General features: G+C 60.7%; 17 protein-coding genes. 14 read left to right on the top strand and 3 right to left on the bottom strand.

Going from position 1 to position 17,988, the window contains the following annotated elements:
* Positions 1-68 precede the first annotated feature (68 nt).
* Positions 69-1,193 carry an Ldh family oxidoreductase gene (locus ACILSO_RS07125; RefSeq protein ID WP_395736687.1) on the top strand — a complete coding sequence of 375 codons (1,125 nt, stop codon included), beginning with the start codon at positions 69-71 and terminating at the stop codon, positions 1,191-1,193.
* Between the two features lie 155 nt (positions 1,194-1,348).
* Positions 1,349-1,477, top strand: a complete 129-nt coding sequence (locus ACILSO_RS07120; protein WP_395736686.1) for a hypothetical protein — start codon at positions 1,349-1,351, stop codon at positions 1,475-1,477.
* A gap of 61 nt (positions 1,478-1,538) precedes the next feature.
* Here ACILSO_RS07120 and ACILSO_RS07115 read toward each other — a convergent pair whose 3' ends face one another.
* Complete coding sequence (locus tag ACILSO_RS07115) at positions 1,539-2,891, bottom strand: hypothetical protein (protein ID WP_395736685.1); 1,353 nt, start codon at positions 2,889-2,891, stop codon at positions 1,539-1,541.
* Positions 2,892-2,897: 6 nt separating this feature from the next.
* A complete protein-coding gene (locus tag ACILSO_RS07110) occupies positions 2,898-3,881 on the bottom strand; it encodes a permease (RefSeq protein WP_395736684.1) in 984 nt (327 codons plus the stop codon).
* Positions 3,882-4,015: 134 nt separating this feature from the next.
* Between ACILSO_RS07110 and ACILSO_RS07105 the strand changes: the two genes are divergently transcribed.
* The 3 genes from ACILSO_RS07105 to ACILSO_RS07095 all read left to right on the top strand — a co-directional run bounded on the left by ACILSO_RS07105 (position 4,016) and on the right by ACILSO_RS07095 (position 5,910).
* Positions 4,016-4,711: a hypothetical protein gene (locus tag ACILSO_RS07105; protein WP_395736683.1), complete on the top strand. Its 696-nt coding sequence runs from the start codon at positions 4,016-4,018 to the stop codon at positions 4,709-4,711.
* Positions 4,712-4,825: 114 nt separating this feature from the next.
* On the top strand, positions 4,826-5,053 hold the full coding sequence (locus tag ACILSO_RS07100) for a hypothetical protein (protein ID WP_395736682.1): 228 nt from the start codon (positions 4,826-4,828) through the stop codon (positions 5,051-5,053).
* A gap of 74 nt (positions 5,054-5,127) precedes the next feature.
* The gene (locus ACILSO_RS07095) at positions 5,128-5,910 is read left to right on the top strand and encodes an SDR family oxidoreductase (protein WP_395736681.1); all 783 of its coding nucleotides are present in this window, start codon (positions 5,128-5,130) and stop codon (positions 5,908-5,910) included.
* Between the two features lie 3 nt (positions 5,911-5,913).
* On the opposite strand, the gene ACILSO_RS07090 is transcribed toward ACILSO_RS07095, so the two are convergent.
* Complete coding sequence (locus tag ACILSO_RS07090; RefSeq protein WP_395736680.1) at positions 5,914-7,002, bottom strand: substrate-binding domain-containing protein; 1,089 nt, start codon at positions 7,000-7,002, stop codon at positions 5,914-5,916.
* Between the two features lie 72 nt (positions 7,003-7,074).
* On the opposite strand from ACILSO_RS07090, the gene ACILSO_RS07085 reads away from it, so the two are divergent.
* From ACILSO_RS07085 to ACILSO_RS07045, 9 genes are read left to right on the top strand one after another with little or no spacing between them, the layout of a single operon-like run.
* On the top strand, positions 7,075-8,175 hold the full coding sequence (locus ACILSO_RS07085; RefSeq protein WP_395736679.1) for a sialidase family protein: 1,101 nt from the start codon (positions 7,075-7,077) through the stop codon (positions 8,173-8,175).
* A gap of 17 nt (positions 8,176-8,192) precedes the next feature.
* Positions 8,193-9,431, top strand: a complete 1,239-nt coding sequence (locus ACILSO_RS07080) for an SGNH/GDSL hydrolase family protein (RefSeq protein ID WP_395736678.1) — start codon at positions 8,193-8,195, stop codon at positions 9,429-9,431.
* A gap of 10 nt (positions 9,432-9,441) precedes the next feature.
* Positions 9,442-10,665 carry a family 10 glycosylhydrolase gene (locus ACILSO_RS07075; RefSeq protein ID WP_395736677.1) on the top strand — a complete coding sequence of 408 codons (1,224 nt, stop codon included), beginning with the start codon at positions 9,442-9,444 and terminating at the stop codon, positions 10,663-10,665.
* 41 nt (positions 10,666-10,706) lie between these two features.
* Positions 10,707-12,077 (top strand): hypothetical protein, encoded by a 1,371-nt coding sequence (locus ACILSO_RS07070; protein WP_395736676.1) that lies wholly within the window; start codon positions 10,707-10,709, stop codon positions 12,075-12,077.
* A gap of 36 nt (positions 12,078-12,113) precedes the next feature.
* Positions 12,114-13,067 (top strand): phosphotransferase family protein, encoded by a 954-nt coding sequence (locus ACILSO_RS07065; RefSeq protein ID WP_395736675.1) that lies wholly within the window; start codon positions 12,114-12,116, stop codon positions 13,065-13,067.
* Positions 13,064-14,356 (top strand): phosphopyruvate hydratase, encoded by a 1,293-nt coding sequence (eno, locus tag ACILSO_RS07060; protein ID WP_395736674.1) that lies wholly within the window; start codon positions 13,064-13,066, stop codon positions 14,354-14,356. Before ACILSO_RS07065 ends, eno begins: the two co-directional genes overlap by 4 nt.
* Positions 14,353-15,087, top strand: coding sequence for a phytanoyl-CoA dioxygenase family protein (locus tag ACILSO_RS07055; RefSeq protein WP_395736673.1), 735 nt, complete (start codon positions 14,353-14,355; stop codon positions 15,085-15,087). The genes eno and ACILSO_RS07055 overlap by 4 nt, the downstream gene beginning before the upstream one ends.
* The gene (locus tag ACILSO_RS07050) at positions 15,084-16,274 is read left to right on the top strand and encodes a hypothetical protein (RefSeq protein WP_395736672.1); all 1,191 of its coding nucleotides are present in this window, start codon (positions 15,084-15,086) and stop codon (positions 16,272-16,274) included. Before ACILSO_RS07055 ends, ACILSO_RS07050 begins: the two co-directional genes overlap by 4 nt.
* Positions 16,271-17,935, top strand: coding sequence for a phosphate ABC transporter substrate-binding protein (locus tag ACILSO_RS07045; RefSeq protein ID WP_395736671.1), 1,665 nt, complete (start codon positions 16,271-16,273; stop codon positions 17,933-17,935). The genes ACILSO_RS07050 and ACILSO_RS07045 overlap by 4 nt, the downstream gene beginning before the upstream one ends.
* Positions 17,936-17,988: the final 53 nt, after the last annotated feature.

Here is a 17,988-nt window from a genome sequence, read left to right as displayed (position 1 = left end):
CCGAACGGAGCCTTCTTTATTTCTGCTTCTTGCGTGTCCCGGCGGATGCTCCAATATCCGGGCAAACCATGCCCACCACGTACCACATCGTCCCCACCGAAGCCCACAACGCCCTCGTCCGCGCCGCCTACCAGCACCGCGGCTACACCCAGGCTGAGGCCGAGGACGGCGCCCGATTTTGCGAGATGGCCTCGGCCCACGGCATTCGCACGCACAACGCCATCAAGGCCCTGCACCTGGACCACCTCTTCGGCAGCGCCACGGGCGGCTGCAAGCCCGGCGCGGAGATCGAAGTGATCAAGAAGCCCTTTGCTGCCAGCGAGGCCTGGGACGGAAAGCTCAAGCTCGGTCAGAGCGTCGCCTTCAGCGCCATGGAGCGCTGCATGCAGATGGCAGACAAGTACGGCATCGGCCAGGTCAGCGTGGACAATGCCTTCCACTACCTCTGGGGCGGCGGCTACGTCATGGATGCGGCCAAAAAAGGCTACATCGCCTACACGAATTGCACCTCCACCCTTGGTGAGGTCGTTCCCTTCGGCGGCAAGTTCCCTGTGCTCGGCACCAATCCCCACTCCTGGGGGCTGCCTACGCAGGACGCCTGCGGCTTCCCCATCGTGATCGACTGGGCCACCTCCACCGTGGCCATGGGCCGCGTGCAGCAGCTCAAGCGTGAAGGCAAGCCCCTCCCTCCCGGTGCTGCCGTGGACAAGGACGGCAAGCCCACCACCGACGCCAACGAAGCCGCCTGGCTGCTCCCCTTCGGCGCGCATAAAGGCTACGGCCTCTCCCTCCTCATCGAAGTCATGGGCGGCATGATCGGCGGCGGCATCCCCACCCTGCGCGGAGGCGGTGCGCACCCCGACATCAAGTCCAAGCCCTTTCCAGCAGGCGAGAAGCGCACCTCCTCCTTCTACTTCCAAGTCATCCACCCGGACGCCATCAGCACCGGCCTCTTCTCCAACGGCCGCAGCTTCAATGAAAACGTGAAGGTGGTGATCGACGACATCCTCGGCCACGGTAATGAGTCCTGCATGCTCCCCGGCCAGCCCGAAGCCCAGAACGCCGCCCACACCGCCAAAGCTGGCGGTCTGCTCTTCAGCACCGCGGAAGTGGAAGCGCTGAACGAAATTGCTGATGAGGCAGGCGTGAAGCGCTTCGATGTGGCCGCGCTGGGCACCTACGAGGTGCCGTAAATCCGGGTCATTCCAGGTTGAAGAATTCAGGCTGCCGCAGCGAGGAACGCCGAGAAGGGGCTTCGCGCGGCTGCGTGTGCGCCATGCGTTGCCTGAATCGCTCCGTTAGCCGGGACGAATCTGACCGTGGTCAACAACACTCGGGCAATGACCTCGTGCACGTCTGGGTCCGAAACTGTGTCTTTGCCTGGGGCCTCAATGCCAACGGCGAACTGGGAGACACCACCACCGACAATCGCTCCGTGTCCGTGTTTACCCACCTCTCCCTCACGGCACCGCCGTGAGCGGAGCATGGAGTGCCATACGTTCTAGATGCCGTGCAGGACCTGTCCTGGCTGCGCGAATCTAGTAAATCATCGCATTGTCCGGCGCGGTCGTTTCTTCCACCTTGGTAGCTTCGATGATTGGAACTGTTTGATTGCCTTCCTTCTTGTAGTTCATTTTACCGACAACCTTGACCCAGGTCATGTCTTTGATCTCGGGGGCTTTTTTGCCGAAATCGATGGGGACGGAGTATGGGCGGGCATCAGCGGCGCAGCACTGGACGAGCATGCGGAAAATGCGCATGCGGTGGCCTTCGGCGTTGTTGACCTTTTCAGGGAGGATCTGCGCCACGGTCTCGACCATCTGGCCGGTCAGCACCTTCTGAATCTCCGTGTCGCCGCCGGTGTAATACAGTTCGGGCACTTCGAGGATGAAGTTGCCTTCCTTGCTCTGCGGCACCTGCTTTTTGAGGTCTTCAAAGGTAAAGCTGCCCTGGCTTTTCGCTGCCTGTCCGGGAGGCGGCATGGATTTCGGCGGCGTCTGGGTCTCCGCAGCGGCGGCAGAGGCGGTGGCGACTCCGGGCGGCGGAGTTCTGGCTGGCGCGGTGGCTGCAGGAGCAGTGGCTGTAGGAGGGCTGTCCGTCGTTGTGGCGGCCGGAGGCAGATCGGTTTGTTTCGTGGTCGTGATGACGGCGGCCACTTCGGGCTTCGCTGCAGCCTTGGATTTGTTTTGCAGGGAGAACTGCTCCGCTCGTGAGGTGTCCTGGTAATTCGGATCGTACAGCCCTTTGTTGACGATGGCATTCGGGCTGTATTGATCCGGGGTGGAAAGCGCAGCCCAGGACAGCGGTGCAGCCAGAATAAGCAGCACGAGGATGCGGCCCGGCCAGGAACTTTCCTCTAAAATGCCGTGGGCGTGGCCCTCATGGCTGTGATCGTGATGATGATGCCCGTGCCCGCAGCAGCCGGCTTTGTGTGCGTGATCGTGGGAATGGTCATGCCCGCAGTCCTTGTGCTCATGATCGTGGTCATGGCCGCAGGTGCCGTGTTCGTGCTTGTGCTCATGGGCGTGATCATGCCCGCAGTCGCCGTGCTGATGTTCATGGCCGTGGTCGTGTCCGCAGCCACCGTGCTTGTGCGCATGGTCGTGGCCGCAGTCCTTGTGATCATGATCGTGGGCGTGGTCATGGTCATCATGCGAGTGGCCGTGGTCGTGGCCTTCGCAGCCCGCGTCTTCGGCTCCAATGGTCAGCAGGTTGAAGAGTCCGAGCACGGCCAGGCCGATGCCGGACACGAGTACCATCGGGCGGAAAATGCCGTCCGGCGGCAGGTAGTTGACCAGCCGGCCGCTGGTGTAAAAGTACAGCAGCACGCCGCCCCAAAGCAGGAGCATGGCGACACTGAGAAGGTGAACGAGGGTGCGGGTGGCACTCATGGCGGTTTAGGATTTGGTGTGAAGTTTGAGGATCAGGTCCATCCAAGGCACAGAAAGGAGACCGATCAGGACGAAAAGCCCCACGAGCAGGTATACGACCACCTTGCGCTGGAAGACGCTGGAGTACATGAAGAGAAGCTTGATGTCCATCATCGGGCCGAAGACCAGGAAGGCCAGTTTGGCCGCCATGGAGAATGCCGTCATCGGCGCGGCAATGAAGGCATCCGAGGTGCTGCAAAGCGAGAGCACGATGGCCAGTCCCATGAGGGAGGGAATCGCCAGCCAGTCATTGCCAGCGACCGTGTTCAGTAGGGACTGGTTGATCTGGGTGTTAAAGCCCGAAGTAATCACAACGCCGATGGCAAAGTACATCGCCGTATCCAGGAAGTCGCGCATGGAGCTGCGCATGGCGTGCACCAGCTTGCCGTTAAATCCCGCAGCAGGAGCGTGCACATGACCGCCGTCCGCCTCGAGGCTTTCGATCTTATTGGCGATGCTCGCCCGCAGCACCTGGCCCGGTTTGAAGCGCAGCACCACAAGGCCGATGATCACCGCGACTAGGTAGCCGAGAGAGAGGCGCGCGATCGTCATGCTTGCATTTCCAGCCGTGGCCACGGACAGACCCTGAAACTCCTTGAAGGCCGTCATCGTGCTGATGGCTACGATGGGGTTCATGATCGGAGCGGACAGCATGTACGTCACCGCACAGGAAAGAGGGAGGCCCTTCTGCACCAGCCGGCGGATCACTGGAACCACGGCGCATTCACACACCGGAAACACCAGTCCCAAAAAACCCGCGATCAGCGTGGCCAGCACCTTGCTCTTCGGCAGCACCCGGTCCAGCAGCTTCGCCGGCAGAAAGGCGTCAATGATGCCCGAAAAGATCGTTCCAATGAGTATGTAGGGAGCGCCTTCGAAGACGATGCTCAGGAAGGCCATGAGGAAATCCCCAAAGCGGCTGGGTGCGGGCAGATCGGCGAGAAAAATCATGAGGTTGGAACGGAGAGTCATAAACGCGCCGGGAAGGCGGGTTCAAGCGGGAAAGAACGGGGGAAACGCGGAATGTTGTATGTCAAACTCCGAATGGGATTGCGGCGGAGGAGTGGTTTTGGTGGAATATCCCCATGAATGAGAGACCGGAACGGCGCTGGGGGTGTCTGCAATGGAGTATTGTGCTGGCCGTGGTTTTGCTGGGCGGGATGCTGATTGCATCGTTTTTTCCCATGGTTTCCAGACAAGGTCGGCAGACGGAAGGGGTAAATAACTGCAGGCAGATTATTATGAGCTTGAAAATGTATGCCAGGAACAACGGTTCAGCCTATCCAGATTCAGTTCATTACGAAAAGGCAGCTTCATCGAATCAAGCGTTTCGCAGGCTGTTCCAAGAGGGAATTGTGGAGGCTGAAGGCATCTTTGGCTGTTCTAACAGCGTTTTCGTTCCCGATGGGAAGATTGGGAATGCTCCGGGCTTCACCAAGGCTCTTACTCCTGGCGAGTGCCATTGGATGCTGCTAAAATCTCAAACGGACACATCCGCTGGCGATATTCCTGTTGTCGTGGAAAATGCACTCAATGCTTCTTGGCCGCCGAGATGGGATGCCTCGGGAGAATCAGGACGCAAGCGTGGACGCTCATGGCCTGGTGGCAAAATCCTCATCGGTCGCAATGACGGCTCAGTAGCTGCTGAAAAACTACGCCCGGACGGCACCGTTGACTGGCACTCTTCAGGCGATCTCGGTCCGGATGGAAAAAGCTGGATCGACTCACTGACTCCAGAGCAGGGGGGTAGTCTTTCCTACTGGGACATTGAGGAGAAATAGCCCCGCACTGTGCCTGCTTTGCGCATCCATGGGCAGGATTTGCGATGCTCTATGAAGGTGGGGGAGGTGTGCGTTGATGGGGTAACGCGCACCAACTCCACACCGACTCATACCATGAAATCCATTCTTGTTCCCCTGTTCCTCAGTCTGGCCATGACCGCCACCGTGTTCGCCGCATGGCCCATCAATGACGAGTGCCCGGTGGACCACAAGGCTTCGCGTCCGATCTACCGCGTGAAGACGGACGAAGGCTTTGTGTCTTTCTGCTGCACCGAATGCATGCAAAAGTTTGCCAAATCTCCCGGATCCTACCCGGTGAAGAAAAAAGAAGTGGCGAAATGATCACGCGCCAGCGTCTTGGAAGATAGAATCCTGCAAGCAAACTGCGTTTGTGCCGGGAACTATCTTCCATCGGCATGCCAAATCATCCTTTCGATCTCAGCCAGCGTTCCATCTGGGTCTTCGGCGGCGCGGGTTATCTCGGCGCTGCCGTGATTGCACAACTGGCGGAGTTGAAGGCCCGCGTCCTTTGCGTGGATCTTGAGGACCGTGCTGCGCAGATGGTCGCCAAGGCCGGCTTGCAGGCGCAGGTGGCTGCAGCCTCGCTCAATGCATCGGACGTCTCCGCTGTGGAGGAGTTTGTTCAGGCTCAAATCTCAGCTCACGGCGTGCCCGACGGGCTGGTGGTGATGACGTATGCCTCCACAGCCAAACGCTTCGATGATCTCACACCGGAGGATTTTGACATGGCAAACCACGGCAATCTCACCGCCACCTTTGCCTTGGCTCGTGCCGTTGGGGCTCGGATGGCGGAGCAGGGCAGGGGCAGCATGGTGCTGTTTTCCAGCATGTATGGCAGCGTCTCGCCCGATCCCGCCGTGTATGCCGCTCCGATGAACCCGAACCCCATCGAGTATGGTGTCGGCAAGGCTGGAATCCAGCAAATGGCGCGGTATCTGGCCGTGCATTGGGGCAGGCAAAGCGTTCGCTGCAACAGCATCTCCCCCGGTCCCTTTCCCAATCCCTCGCTGCAGCTTCAGAAGCCGGAATTCATCGAGCGCCTCGCGCAAAAAGTGCCGCTTGGGCGCGTTGGGCAGGCGGCGGAGATCGCGGGGGCGGTGACTTTCCTGCTCAGTGATGCCTCTTCTTTCATCACCGGCCAGAACCTCGCCGTGGATGGTGGGTGGACGGCCTGGTAGCACTTACAGCGTCTCGCCGCGAATCAGCTTCGGCATCAGGCGGATGGCCCGCGGAGGCAGTGTGCCGGTCTCGGCCAGCTGCCGCGCTGCTTTGCACACACTGCGGGCGAACTGGCTGGTGTTTGAAGCATAGCGGGTGGCGGCCGGCACCGTGTGCTGCAGAAAGGTTTCGTCATCACGCGAGATCACCGCCATGTCCTGCGGAACGCGTTTGCCACGCTGTGCAAGAAACATCAAAACCGTCACCACATGCAGCGCCCGTGCCACCACGCAAGCCGTGGGCGGTCGTGAGGAGTGCAGCGCTTTTTCCAGGGTGGCACAGAGGCTTGCGGCCGTGCCATCGTGCAGGATCACCTGCAAGGCGGGTGCTTGGCTGCTTGCCAGGGCCTCGCGCAGTCCCTGCTCGCTCTCAAGATCTCCGCCGTAATCTCCCGTGGGCCGGATGAATGCGATGTTGCGGTGGCCTTTCCGGCAAAGCATGCCGCCGGCATGACGGCAGAGTGCGCGGTAGTCCGTGTCGATGGAGGGCAGGCTGATCTCCGGCGCGCAGGAACCCACCACGAGGCAGGGCACATGCTGGCGCATGAACCAGCTTTGCACCGGGGCCAGGGAACCAAACAGCAGCCACGCCGCCGCCGGGGAGCGCGCCGTCAGAGCCTCCAGCGCACGTGCCGGCTTGGCGGAAAAGCAGGCGGTGCTCACGTGCACCTCGAAGCTGAAGCCGAAGCGCGAGAGCTGGTCGCGCATTTCATCGACCATCACCACTGTGCTGGGAGACATCTCCAGCAGAGGGCGTGGAGAGATGAGGGCGATCGTGCGTGAGCGCGTCGTTCGGGTCTCGGCTTTGGCGGCCAGTTTGATGCGCCGTCGCTGACGGTCCGCCACCTCCACGCTGCCATCCCGCTCCAGCTCCTGCAGTGCCTCGCGCAACGTGTGCCGGCTTACCTGCAGGCGCTCGCACAGCTCCCGTTCTCCAGGCAGGTGGCCCTGCCAATGCCCCGCGAGGATGGACTCCCGCAGACTCTGCGCCGTCAGCGTGACAAGCGAGACACGCTGCGGAAGGCGCGGGCTGGTGGAGGCATCGGAAGACATCTGGTTTGGATAACAGACCAGAATCAAGGCCTTGTGGCAACTCGTTTCGACTGCCTCTTCTCCGCAGAACTCATGAAACTCTTCGCACTTTGTCTCGCCTTCGCCTGTCTGGCCCGTGCTGAAAGCACCGTCACTTTCAATCTCGATCCCACGCCGGAAAATCCGCGCAATTCGGAAGGCTCCTTTGCCACTCTGGCCTCCGGTCGCATCATTTTCTGCTACTCGCATTTCTACGGCGGCGCGCGCGATGAGAGCCCTGCGCGCATTGTGCGGATTCATTCCGATGACCAGGGCCGCACCTGGAGCGCTCCCGTGACTGTGGTGGAAAACAACGGCGGCAACAACGTGATGAGCGTGTCCCTGCTGCGTCTTGCCAGCGGCAAGCTGGCCATGTTTTACTGCATCAAGAACAGCTGGATCGACTGCCGGCCCTACATGCGCGTCTCCACCGACGAAGGCGAGACTTGGACAGAGCCGAAGCTCGCCCTCCAGGCTCCCGGCTACTTTGTCATGAACAACGACCGCGTCATCCAGACCAGCAAGGGCCGCATCGTCATTCCGCTGGCCTTCCACCGCTCCCGTGGCACCGATCCCAGCACCATCAAATCCTGGGACGGAAGAGCCATTGCAATGTGGATCTACTCGGACGACGAAGGCACCACATGGACTGAGTCTTCAAGCTGGTGGGCCATGCCGGTGCCAAGCGGAAGCGGATTGCAGGAACCGGGCGTCGTCGAGCTGGCAGACGGCTCCCTCTTCTCCTGGTGCCGCACGGATCGCGGCGCGCAGTACGGTTTCTACTCCAAGGATGCAGCCAAAACGTTTTCGCCTCCGGAGCCGACGGAAATGAAATCTCCGAACGGACCCGCAAGCATCAAACTTCTGCCTGGCAGCAGCGACCTTCTCGCGATCTACAACGACCACTCCGGCAAGTTTCCGTTTCCGCCCAAGAAGCGCAATCCCTACGTCGCCGCCATCTCGTCCGACGGTGGCAAAACCTGGCCGCAGCGCAAGCTTATCGAGAGCGACCCCGAAGGCATCTACCATTACACCGCCATCCACTTCGTGGGAGATGCCATGCTGATCGGCTATTGTGCAGGCGACAGCAAAGTCGGCGCGCTCAACCGGCTGCGCATCCGCCGCATCAGCCTGGACTGGCTGAAGCAGCCCTAACATGATAGAAGACACGCATGCGCCTCCTCATACTCCTCCTTTGCTGCTGCGCCTCTGCCATCGCGGCTGCTCCGCTAAAAACAGCCGAGCTCCTGGCAGCAGGGAAGGAGCCGGTGCGCATCGTTTGCATCGGGGACAGCATCACCGGCGTGTATTATCACAGCGGGGGGCGCAGGGCCTACCCTGAAATGCTTCAGCTCGCGTTGCAGCAGCTTTACCCGCAGGCACAAGTCTCGGTGCATAATGCCGGACGCAGCGGCGACACCACCACGGGCGGGCTCAAACGTCTGGAGGCCGACGTTCTCTCGCACAAACCCCAGCTGGTGACAATCATGTTTGGCATGAACGATCTGGTGGGCACTTCGGTGGAGGTTTTTAAAAAGAACCTCCGCGAGATGATCACTCGCTGCCGCAATGCGGGTGCCGAAGTTCTCTTGTGCACACAGAACTCCATTGTCGAAACTCCGCAGCGGCCTTGTGCCCGCCTCGCGGAATTCACGCAGGCCATTCGTGAAACCGCGAAGGACGAATCTCTCGTGGTTGCGGACTGCTTCGCTGCCTTCGAGGCAGTGCACGGCGCTGATCCTGCTGAATGGGATCTTCTCCTCAGCGACACCATTCACCCCAACATGGCCGGGCATAAGCTCTTTGCCGAAACTCTCGCACAGGCCATCACTGGGAGCTCCGTATCGCTCCAGAAAGTCGGGCCGCCCACGCCTGCGCTGGCGCACACGTTTGCAAAGCTCAAGGCAGGGCAGCCACTCCAGGTGCTTGCCATGCCGCCGTATGACGCGCTCATCACACCCGCAATAAAACGCCTGTTCCCCGAAGCAGTCGTCAAAGTGGCATCCTGGCCCGTTGAAGGCCAGTCGCTGGCGCAGCTTGAGACATCTGCACGCAAGGTGCGTGGCGCAGTGCAGGATCTTGTGATCATCGCGGTTCCCGTGGAACTGCCGCTGGAGAATCAGGTGCAGTTTCATCACAGCTATTCATGGATCATGAACTGGTCCCTGAGCTTTGGCATGCAGCAGTGGGACGTGGTCGCGGCACTGCCATCAGCGGCAAGGCCGGCGCTCAGCCCGGCGGAACGCCGCCAGGAGGCCTTCGCCCGGCGCCTCATCATGGCGCAGGATCTTTCCATGATCTCGCGTAACAATGAAGACGACTCTCCACTGGCCGAAGTCCTTGCTGGCTGGCTGTTGGCTCAGATGTCCATGGATTCCGCAGGTCATGCCATTCCACCTTTGCGCCAGTGAAAATGATCTTATGAAACGCGTCCTGCTGTTCATCGCTTTGTTTGCCCCGGCATTGCTCGCGGCGCAGCCTCCACGTCCGCACAACGCTGCCAGGCTTCTCGTCGTCAATGATGACGGCTTCAGCGCCTTTCACAGCGGACGCTACAAGTCAGCCGAAGATTTGCGCCAGGCCATGCTGACCTACAAGGACACCCAGGTGGCCGTGATGGAATGGTGCATCATCGCCGGCAGCCGCGCCAACTACCCGAGCAAAGTCACCCAGTTGATCGGCGCGGGCATGACGGAGTTTCCACGTCGTGGAGACAAGCTCGCACACGAAACCCTCCAGCGCATGGCGGATGCGGGAGAAAACACGCTGAAGATTGTGGCAGACGCCTGCCATGAGGCCGGGCTGTCCTGCTATGCCTCCCTGCGGATGAACGGTGACTATGCGGCAAACATGTGGGGCGGCAGTTTTCCGCGCTACGCCAACAGCACCTTCTGGTGGGAGCATCCGGAATTCCGTGTGGCCGATGCCAAAGGCCAGCCCACCGCCCGATTTTCCTTTGCCTTTCCTGAAGTGCGCGCGTTCAAGCTGAACATCCTGCGCGAGGCCGTGAAGCAGGACATCGATGGCATCAATCTCGACTTCCAGCGCCATCCGGTTTTCTTCGGTTTTGAGAAGCCCATGGCAGATGCGTTCATGGCCAGATATGGCGTGGACGCCGCCACGGTGGGGCAGGATGACCCACGCTGGGTCCCCCTGCGCTATGCCGTCATGACGGAATTTGTGCGCGAAGTGCGGCAGATCCTGAATGAAGCAGGCAGGGCAAAAAACAAGCGCCTCGGCCTCTCGGTGCGCATTGACTGGCAGAAGTATCCCACCTGGGGTTGCGACATAAACACATGGCTGAAAGATGGCTTGCTCGACTACCTGGTGGTGGGCCAGTACGGCCTCGGCGGATACGATTTTGACATCGCGCCTTTTGTACAAATGGCGAAGGGCAGCGGCTGCGCGGTGCTCTTTGGGGAGGAGGCGATCACCAAAGGCCATGATCGCACCGCCGAGGAGGATCGGCTCATCGCCGCTGGCAAGCTCAAACCGCCGCCCAGCGAGCATCTCACCCGTGCGCAGTACGAGGCGCGCGCGGCCAAGGTGTATGCCGCGGGCGCTGATGGCCTGCATCTTTTCAATGAGACGCGGAAAGAAATGTTCCTGGGACTCGGTGATGTAAAGACTGCCTTGCAGCGTTGAGCCATGCTCGGCGCTGCCTGTCCTCTGTTCACCATCCCATCATGAAAGCACTGCTCGTTCCAGCGTTCCTACTCTCCATCTTCTGCATGCTGCCAGTTGCTCGGGCGGCCGAGACGGTTCGCATCGCCACCTTCGACGTGGATGCCACGCCTCCGCTCGGCGCTGCCATGGCCTATGACCCGGTGAAGCGTGTGGATGACCTCACCCTGCGTTGCCGTGGCATCGTCATCCTCGGGGGCGGTCAGCCGGTTGTGCTTTGCGCCGTGGACTGGATCGGCATCGCCAATGAAGGGCATGACGCTTTTCGCACTGCACTTGCGGAAGCAGCAGGCACCGTGCCTGGTCGCGTGGCTGTGCACACCTTGCATCAGCACGACGCTCCCGGTTGCGACTTCACAGCAGAGAAAATCATCCAGGAACTAGGAGTGAAAGGCTACACCCGTTTTGAAGGCACCTTTCACCGGCAGGTCATCCAGCGTGCGGCAGATGCCATTCGTGCGGCCCTGCCAAATGCGCAGCCTGCCACGCATTATGGCTATGGTGAGGCCGTGGTGAAGGACGTGGCTTCCAACCGCCGCGTGGAGCGCACCCCCGAAGGAAAGGTGGGCCGCATGCGCGGCAGCAGTTGCAAAATCGAAGGCCTCATCGCCTTGCCTGAAGGGCTGATTGACCCCGTTGTGTCCCTCCTCAGTTTTTGGAATGGAGACAAACCCATCGCGGTGCTCAGCGCCTATGCCTGCCATCCGCAGAGCTACTACCGCCTCGGCATTCCCAGCCCGGACTTTCCGGGCATCGCACGCTTCATTCGCGGGCAGGATGTGAATGCCGCGCTGCATGTCCACTTCAACGGTGCCGGTGGCAATGTCGCGGCAGGCAAGTACAACGACGGTGCGCAGAGCAACCGCGTCATTCTCGCCACCCGTCTTGCTGCCGGCATGAGGGAGGCCTATGACAAAACCACAAAGCAGCCGCTTGCCACCACAGACATCGGCTGGGGCAGCGTGCCTGTGAAGCTGCCGCTGTCCCCGCGGCTGAACGAGGATGACTTGATCGCAAAGCTCAAGGCCACCGAAGCCAAAGGCTACATCTCCTTTGCCGACCAGCTTGCCTTTGTGCGCCGGAGCAAGGCTGGGAAGGAAATCGACATCACCTGCCTTCAAGTTGGCGACTCACGCATGCTGCACCTGCCTGGCGAGCTCTTTGTGGAATACCAGCTCGCAGCCAAGGCCATGCGCCCGGACCTCCACGTCATGATGGCCGCCTATGGCAACTACGGTCCCGGCTACATCGGCACCGCCGCCGCCTACCCCGAGGGCGGCTACGAAACAGGTCCCACATCTTCCAATGTTGCCCCCGAAGTTGAACAGGTCTTGACGGCTGCCATGCAGCACTTGCTGGGAAAAAAACCGTGAGGTGGGAACGCGCGCTGACATAGTGAAGCTTCTCGCATGACCACCGAAGACCTTCTGCCACGCCTTCAATCCGCCGGTCTGATCGGCGGTGCCGACATACGCATCACACCGCTGACGGGGGGAGTCTCCAGCGACATCGTGCTGGTGGAATCATCCACGCGGAAGCTTGTGGTCAAGGCGGCCCTGGAAAAGCTTCGCGTCAAGGATGACTGGTTCGTCGATGTCTCACGCAATCGCGTGGAGCAGTCCTTCTTTGAGTATGTTGCTCCCGTCATGCCCGCCTCCGTGCCGCGCATCCTGGGCGGCGGCGATGGCTGGTTTGCCATGGAATATCTCGGAGATGAACTTCAGAACTGGAAGTCCCTGCTCCTCGCGGGTCAGATCGAACCCGAAACCGCACGGATGGCAGGCGATGTTCTCGGGCGCATGCACGCCGCATCCTGGGGCGATCCCGACGCCCGCGAGCGCTTTGCCACCTTGCCGAATTTCCAGGCGCTGCGCATCGATCCCTACCTGCTGACCACCGCCGGCCGCGTGCCGGCCGCCGCCGCATTTCTGCAGGCCGAGGCCGCACGGCTCGCGGCTGCAAAACTCGCGCTGGTGCATGGCGACTACAGTCCCAAAAACCTGCTCGTCGGCCACGGACGGCTCATTGTGCTGGATGCCGAGTGCGCGTGGTTTGGCGATCCAGCCTTCGATGCCGCCTTTCTGCTCACGCATTTGCATCTCAAAGGCCTTTTGAATCCGCAGGCACTTCAGCTCGTGCCAGCGTTTTGGTCTGCCTACACGTCCGCCTGCGGTCACGATCTTGAACAAGACACCGTGCGCCTTCTGCTCTGCCTGCTGCTTGCGCGCGTGCATGGAAAATCGCCCGCCGAGTATCTTTCCGCCGAACATCGAGACATCGTCACGCGTTTCGTTCAGTCCCATCTTTTATCTCCACCGCTCTCGCTGGCCGCGCTTACGGCAGCGTGGGCCGCGCATTCATGAAAATCACTTCTCTTGACGCTCTGCAAATCTTCGACAGCCGCGGAAATCCCACCGTGGAAGTCATCGCCACACTGGAAGACGGCACCACCGGCCACGGTCTTGTGCCTTCCGGCGCATCCACCGGCCATCATGAAGCCCTGGAGCTGCGCGATGGCGACAAAGCCCGCTTCCGTGGCAAATCCGTGTACAAAGCCGTCTCTCATGTGAAAGGCGAGATCGCCAGTGCCGCCATCGGCCGCGAGGTGTTTGATCAGGCCGGACTGGATGGTGCACTGATTGCGCTTGATGGCACGCCTGGAAAATCCCGCCTCGGCGCCAATGCCATTCTCGGTGCCAGCATGGCTGTGGCCCAGGCTGCGGCAAATGTGAAACGCATTCCCTTGTTCGAATCCCTCGGAGAGGGGCAGGGGACTCTGCTGCCGCTTCCCGAAATCCAGATCTTTGGCGGTGGCAAGCACGCGCAGGGCCGCATCGATATCCAGGACTTCATGATCATGGCTCTCACCGCGAAGAGTTATGAGGAGACGCTTGAAGTAACCGCCAATGTCTTTCACGCTGCTGCCGAGGTCATGCGCGAGCGGGGGCTCCTCGCCGGTGTGGCCGATGAGGGCGGCTACTGGCCCATGTTTGACCGCAATGAAGACGTCTTCGATGCGCTCATGGTGTCCATCGAACGCGCAGGCTACACTCCAGGGAAAGAAGTCGGCATCTCTCTCGACATCGCCGCCACAGATCTGTTTAACGACGGCCACTACACACTCGGCTTGGAGCAGCGCCGGTTCACCTCCGAGCAGTTCGCCGCGCTCATGATCGAGTGGGTGGGCAAATACCCCATCGTCTCGATCGAAGATCCCATGGCCGAGGACGACTGGGCGGGCTGGAAGATCGTGCGTGAAGCCATCGGCGGAAAATGCCAGCTCATTGGCGACGACCATTTCACCACAAACATCGAGCGCATAGAGCGTGGCATCGCTGCAAACACCGCCAACGCCGTGCTCATCAAGCTCAATCAAATCGGCACCGTCACTGAAACCCTTGCCGCCATCCGCCGCACGCAGGCCGCGGGCTGGCTGCCCGTTGTTTCTGCACGCTCTGGAGAAACCGAGGATGCCTTCATCGCCCACCTCTCCGTGGCCACCAATGCCGGACAGCTCAAAGTAGGCTCCTTCAGCCGCAGTGAACGCATGGCCAAATGGAATGAGGTGCTGCGCATCCAGCGCCATCTCGGCTCCCGCGCCCGGTTCATCGGAGCCGGTATTTTCACCAGTGCGGGCATTCACCTTCCATGACTCCCGCCGTTCAACTCGTGACCGATTATGAGAACGACGGTGTCGTGCTCGTCCGCGCGTTTCTCAGTGCTGAAGAAGTGGCCGCAGTGCGTGCCGAACTGGAGCGCTACATCCGCGATGATCTCAGCGCCCAGCCTCCGGATGCCCGTACTTTCGAGAAGGATGAAAAAACCGTGCGCAATCTCTGGCGCCTGGAAAAATACAATGAGTGGTTCCGCCAGCTCGGCGAACGCGCCGACATCCGCGCCCTCGTCGCGCCACTGCTGCATGGCGAGCCGGTGCTGGTGGGTGTTGAGACTTTCAACAAGCCCGCACGCATCGGCTCCGGCGTCCCTTATCATCAGGACAACGCCTACTTCTGCCAGACACCGCCGGACATGCTCACCGTCTGGATCGCCATTGATCCGGTCACCGAGGCCAATGGCCCCGTCTTCTTCGTCAAAGGCTCTCATCATGCCGGCATGCAGCCCACAAAGCCCAGCGGCGTGCGGGGCAACAGCATCGGCATGGCGTCTCCTCCTGCCGTCCCACTCCGCGATCAGTTCTGCGGCCTGCTCGCTCCTGGAGATGCCACCATTCATCAGTGCGAGACGATCCACCACTCCGCGCCAAACACCACGGACTTCGCCCGGCTCGGTTTGCTCCTCGTTTACCGCGGCAGCCACACGCAGACCGACCCCGCACTCAAAGCCGCCTACTCCACCGCTGTGGCCATGACTCCACCCGCATGAATCGCATTTTACGCTTTCTTCTCCTGCTCGCTGCATCCGCCGCAGCGCGGGACATCCACGTCGGCACAGACAAGGACATGCCCACGATCGCCCATGCCATCAAAGCTGCCCTTCCCGGCGATGTGATTCATCTCGAGCCCAGGGTGTATCGCGACTATGCCGGTTTCTACGGCAAGAAAGGCGAGCCCGGCAAACCCATCACCCTAGATGGCCACGGCGCGATCTTGGAGGGCAGCGATACGCTAAATCCGGCGCAATGGACCGAGGTTTCTCCCGGCCTCTTTAAAAACGAGGCGCTGCTGCCTCGTTTGGATGACGCTGTGATTGGCCGCTGGTTCTTTCTGTGGGGCGGGCAGATGAACCACATGGGCCGCACCTCCAAAGGCCGCAGCGCACCTCTCAAAAAACCTGAGGATCTCCAGCCCGGTGAATGGACCTTTGTCAAAGATCCCTCCCGTGCGAAGCCTTCCTCTCTGCAGATCTACGGCGACTTCTATCTCAGGCTGCCGGCCGGCCAAAAGCTCGCCGACGCTCAGATCTTTGCCCCGGTGCGCAGCGCAGGAGTGCAGATGGGCGGAGACAATGCGCATCTTGTCATCAAGAACCTCACCGCCACTCATCCTTACAATGATGGCTTCAACATTCATGGCGACTGCCGTGACGTCGTTTTCGAAAACATTGCTGCGATCGAGTGCGGTGACGACGGCATCAGCGCGCATGAGTCGGCGCAGTATCGCGTCGATGGCTTTCTGAGCATCGGCAACAGCACCGGCATCACGGACACAGGCACGGCACAGACGAGTTACACCAACGTCTTCCTCGCCAGAAACATCGGCTTCGATCTCTTCTTTCTCGATGAAGGGCGCTACACCCTCACCAATGCTTTCGTGCTGTCGTCCGCACAAAACGGTCTCTCCATCACCGGGCGCGCCAATGGGGACTGCCGCATGAAAATGGAAAATGTCCTCCTCCGTCGCCTCGTGAAACCCCACACCGGCAGCGTCGCCGCCCGGGCCGCGCTTGAGGCAAAGAACTGCACCTTTGAAAACATGGAGATCAAGGTGGAAGGCAGCGCACACTGGGACAACTGCCTCATCAACGGCCGGCCCTTCCCCGAAGGCGCCCCGGCCACCGGTGCTGATGCCAGTGCGCTCATGAAACTCATGCCAAAGGATTTCAAACCGTGAGAGCCATTCTCTTCCTCCTCTTTGCTGCTCAGACTTTCGCGGAGGATGTGAAGCCGTCCATCCGGGGCATTTGGATGATGGGACAGTCCTTGTGCGATGGTTCGGAGTCGCTGCCGGTCGTCACGGAAAGAGACAGCGGCTGGGGAAATCTGGCTTTTCAGCGCGGAGTTCGCACCTGGTTGCCGGGTGATCATTCGGCATCTCCGGAGCAGCGTGCGGCCGCGCAGTTTGCCATCATGCCCCTGTGCGCGCAGGTCAATGGCGGCCTCGGCGAAACCGCCGCAAACGGCATCGCAGACCATTGGCGCGCGGCGCTGGTTTCGAGAGACAAATCTCGGGTTGGCAAATCGGTGCCGCCTTTTCTCGTGGCCTGTGCAGGGCAGGGGGGACGGCAGATTCAGGAGCTTTCCAGCGCCGATCTTTCCACCGATGCCCGCACGCCTTCTTCGCGTCAGCACGGCGGTGGTTACTATAAGACAAGTCTGGACGATGCACACCGTGCCGTCGTTCAGGCAAAGGCTGCGGGGAAAGAGTTTCGCATCGCCGCCCTGTACTGGATGCAGGGCGAAGGCAATGGCGGCCCCACGGGCGGCATCGTCCCGACGCGCTGGGATGCTGAGCTTCCCCATGCTGAAGGTCTCGCATGGTATCGTGATCAACTCATCGCCTACCGCAGGCAATGGTCCGCGGATTTGTGCGCCATCACCGGTCAGAAGGACCCTCTGCCGCTGTTTACTTATCAAACTCTTGGTCCGGCGGGCGAGGCACAGCTGATGGCGGCGGATGCAGATCCAAACATCTGGCTTGTGGGTCCCCACTACGCTGTTCCCAGCGCCATCAACAGCCGCACCAAGCCCGATCGCCACGGCGATCCCATCCATCTCTCCGCCGATGGCGAGCGCTGGTGGGGCGAGCAAGTGGGCAAGGTCATGCATCGCGTGCTCGACCAAGGTGAGGACTGGCAGCCTGTGCGGCCACGCAAAGCGCAGCTCGATGCATCTCGCGACAGCATCCTCATCGACTTCGCCGTCCCCCGCCCGCCGCTGGTTCTGGACACCGATTTTCTCGCCCGCCAGGAGATCGTTGCCCCGGGCGGTTTTTCCTCCCTTGCAGGCTTTCGTGTGCGCGAGGGCACGGGGCAGTTGGTCACTCTGAGTTCGGTTGAAGTCGCTTCTCCCACCCAAATACGCCTGCGTCTGTCCCAGGCGCTGCCTGCAGGCAGAAAATGCCAGGTCAGCTACGGCCATCCATTTTCCTTTGCACTCGGTACGATTTCCAAGCTCACGGAAGGAGCCGGACCGTTGGCAGAAATGGTGCTGTCAGCGTCGGCCGCCGGGCGGCTCCGGCCGCTCCTCGCGGAAGGCGCCTTCTTTGTGACCACCATTTCGGGTCCGGTGACTCGCGTCCCAATTCGGGAAGTGGGCGAGGTCAATGGCACGACCGTGCTGCGCTACTCTCCAGCGGAATTGCGCAATGGAGTCAAATTCGCAGCCGGTCAGGAACTCGTGGTCCAGCGATCTTTCAGCTATGGCAATCTGCGCGACTCCGACGACGAACGGTCTGTCCATGTCTTCGGAGACGCCACCTATGGCACCCGCGCAGGCCGGCCCTATCCCTTGTGGAACTGGTGCGTCCTGTTCTCCGATTTCAGCGTGGATTAATTCGACACGCCATCTGCGCAAGAATCTGCGATGACATGACCGTTCTTACCATT

Source organism: Prosthecobacter sp., assembly GCF_044226605.1.
In the GTDB taxonomy this organism is placed as follows: domain Bacteria; phylum Verrucomicrobiota; class Verrucomicrobiia; order Verrucomicrobiales; family Verrucomicrobiaceae; genus Prosthecobacter.
This window is presented reverse-complemented; position numbering and strand designations above follow the sequence as displayed.

Bases quoted from the DNA above. Each gene is read 5' to 3' on its own strand.
- ACILSO_RS07125 (WP_395736687.1), top strand. From the start codon at position 69: ATGCCCACCACGTACCACATCGTCCCCACCGAAGCCCACAACGCCCTC.
- ACILSO_RS07115 (WP_395736685.1), bottom strand. From the start codon at position 2,891: ATGAGTGCCACCCGCACCCTCGTTCACCTTCTCAGTGTCGCCATGCTC.
- ACILSO_RS07110 (WP_395736684.1), bottom strand. From the start codon at position 3,881: ATGATTTTTCTCGCCGATCTGCCCGCACCCAGCCGCTTTGGGGATTTC.
- ACILSO_RS07105 (WP_395736683.1), top strand. From the start codon at position 4,016: ATGAATGAGAGACCGGAACGGCGCTGGGGGTGTCTGCAATGGAGTATT.
- ACILSO_RS07100 (WP_395736682.1), top strand. From the start codon at position 4,826: ATGAAATCCATTCTTGTTCCCCTGTTCCTCAGTCTGGCCATGACCGCC.
- ACILSO_RS07095 (WP_395736681.1), top strand. From the start codon at position 5,128: ATGCCAAATCATCCTTTCGATCTCAGCCAGCGTTCCATCTGGGTCTTC.
- ACILSO_RS07090 (WP_395736680.1), bottom strand. From the start codon at position 7,002: ATGTCTTCCGATGCCTCCACCAGCCCGCGCCTTCCGCAGCGTGTCTCG.
- ACILSO_RS07085 (WP_395736679.1), top strand. From the start codon at position 7,075: ATGAAACTCTTCGCACTTTGTCTCGCCTTCGCCTGTCTGGCCCGTGCT.
- ACILSO_RS07080 (WP_395736678.1), top strand. From the start codon at position 8,193: ATGCGCCTCCTCATACTCCTCCTTTGCTGCTGCGCCTCTGCCATCGCG.
- ACILSO_RS07075 (WP_395736677.1), top strand. From the start codon at position 9,442: ATGAAACGCGTCCTGCTGTTCATCGCTTTGTTTGCCCCGGCATTGCTC.
- ACILSO_RS07070 (WP_395736676.1), top strand. From the start codon at position 10,707: ATGAAAGCACTGCTCGTTCCAGCGTTCCTACTCTCCATCTTCTGCATG.
- ACILSO_RS07065 (WP_395736675.1), top strand. From the start codon at position 12,114: ATGACCACCGAAGACCTTCTGCCACGCCTTCAATCCGCCGGTCTGATC.
- eno (WP_395736674.1), top strand. From the start codon at position 13,064: ATGAAAATCACTTCTCTTGACGCTCTGCAAATCTTCGACAGCCGCGGA.
- ACILSO_RS07055 (WP_395736673.1), top strand. From the start codon at position 14,353: ATGACTCCCGCCGTTCAACTCGTGACCGATTATGAGAACGACGGTGTC.
- ACILSO_RS07050 (WP_395736672.1), top strand. From the start codon at position 15,084: ATGAATCGCATTTTACGCTTTCTTCTCCTGCTCGCTGCATCCGCCGCA.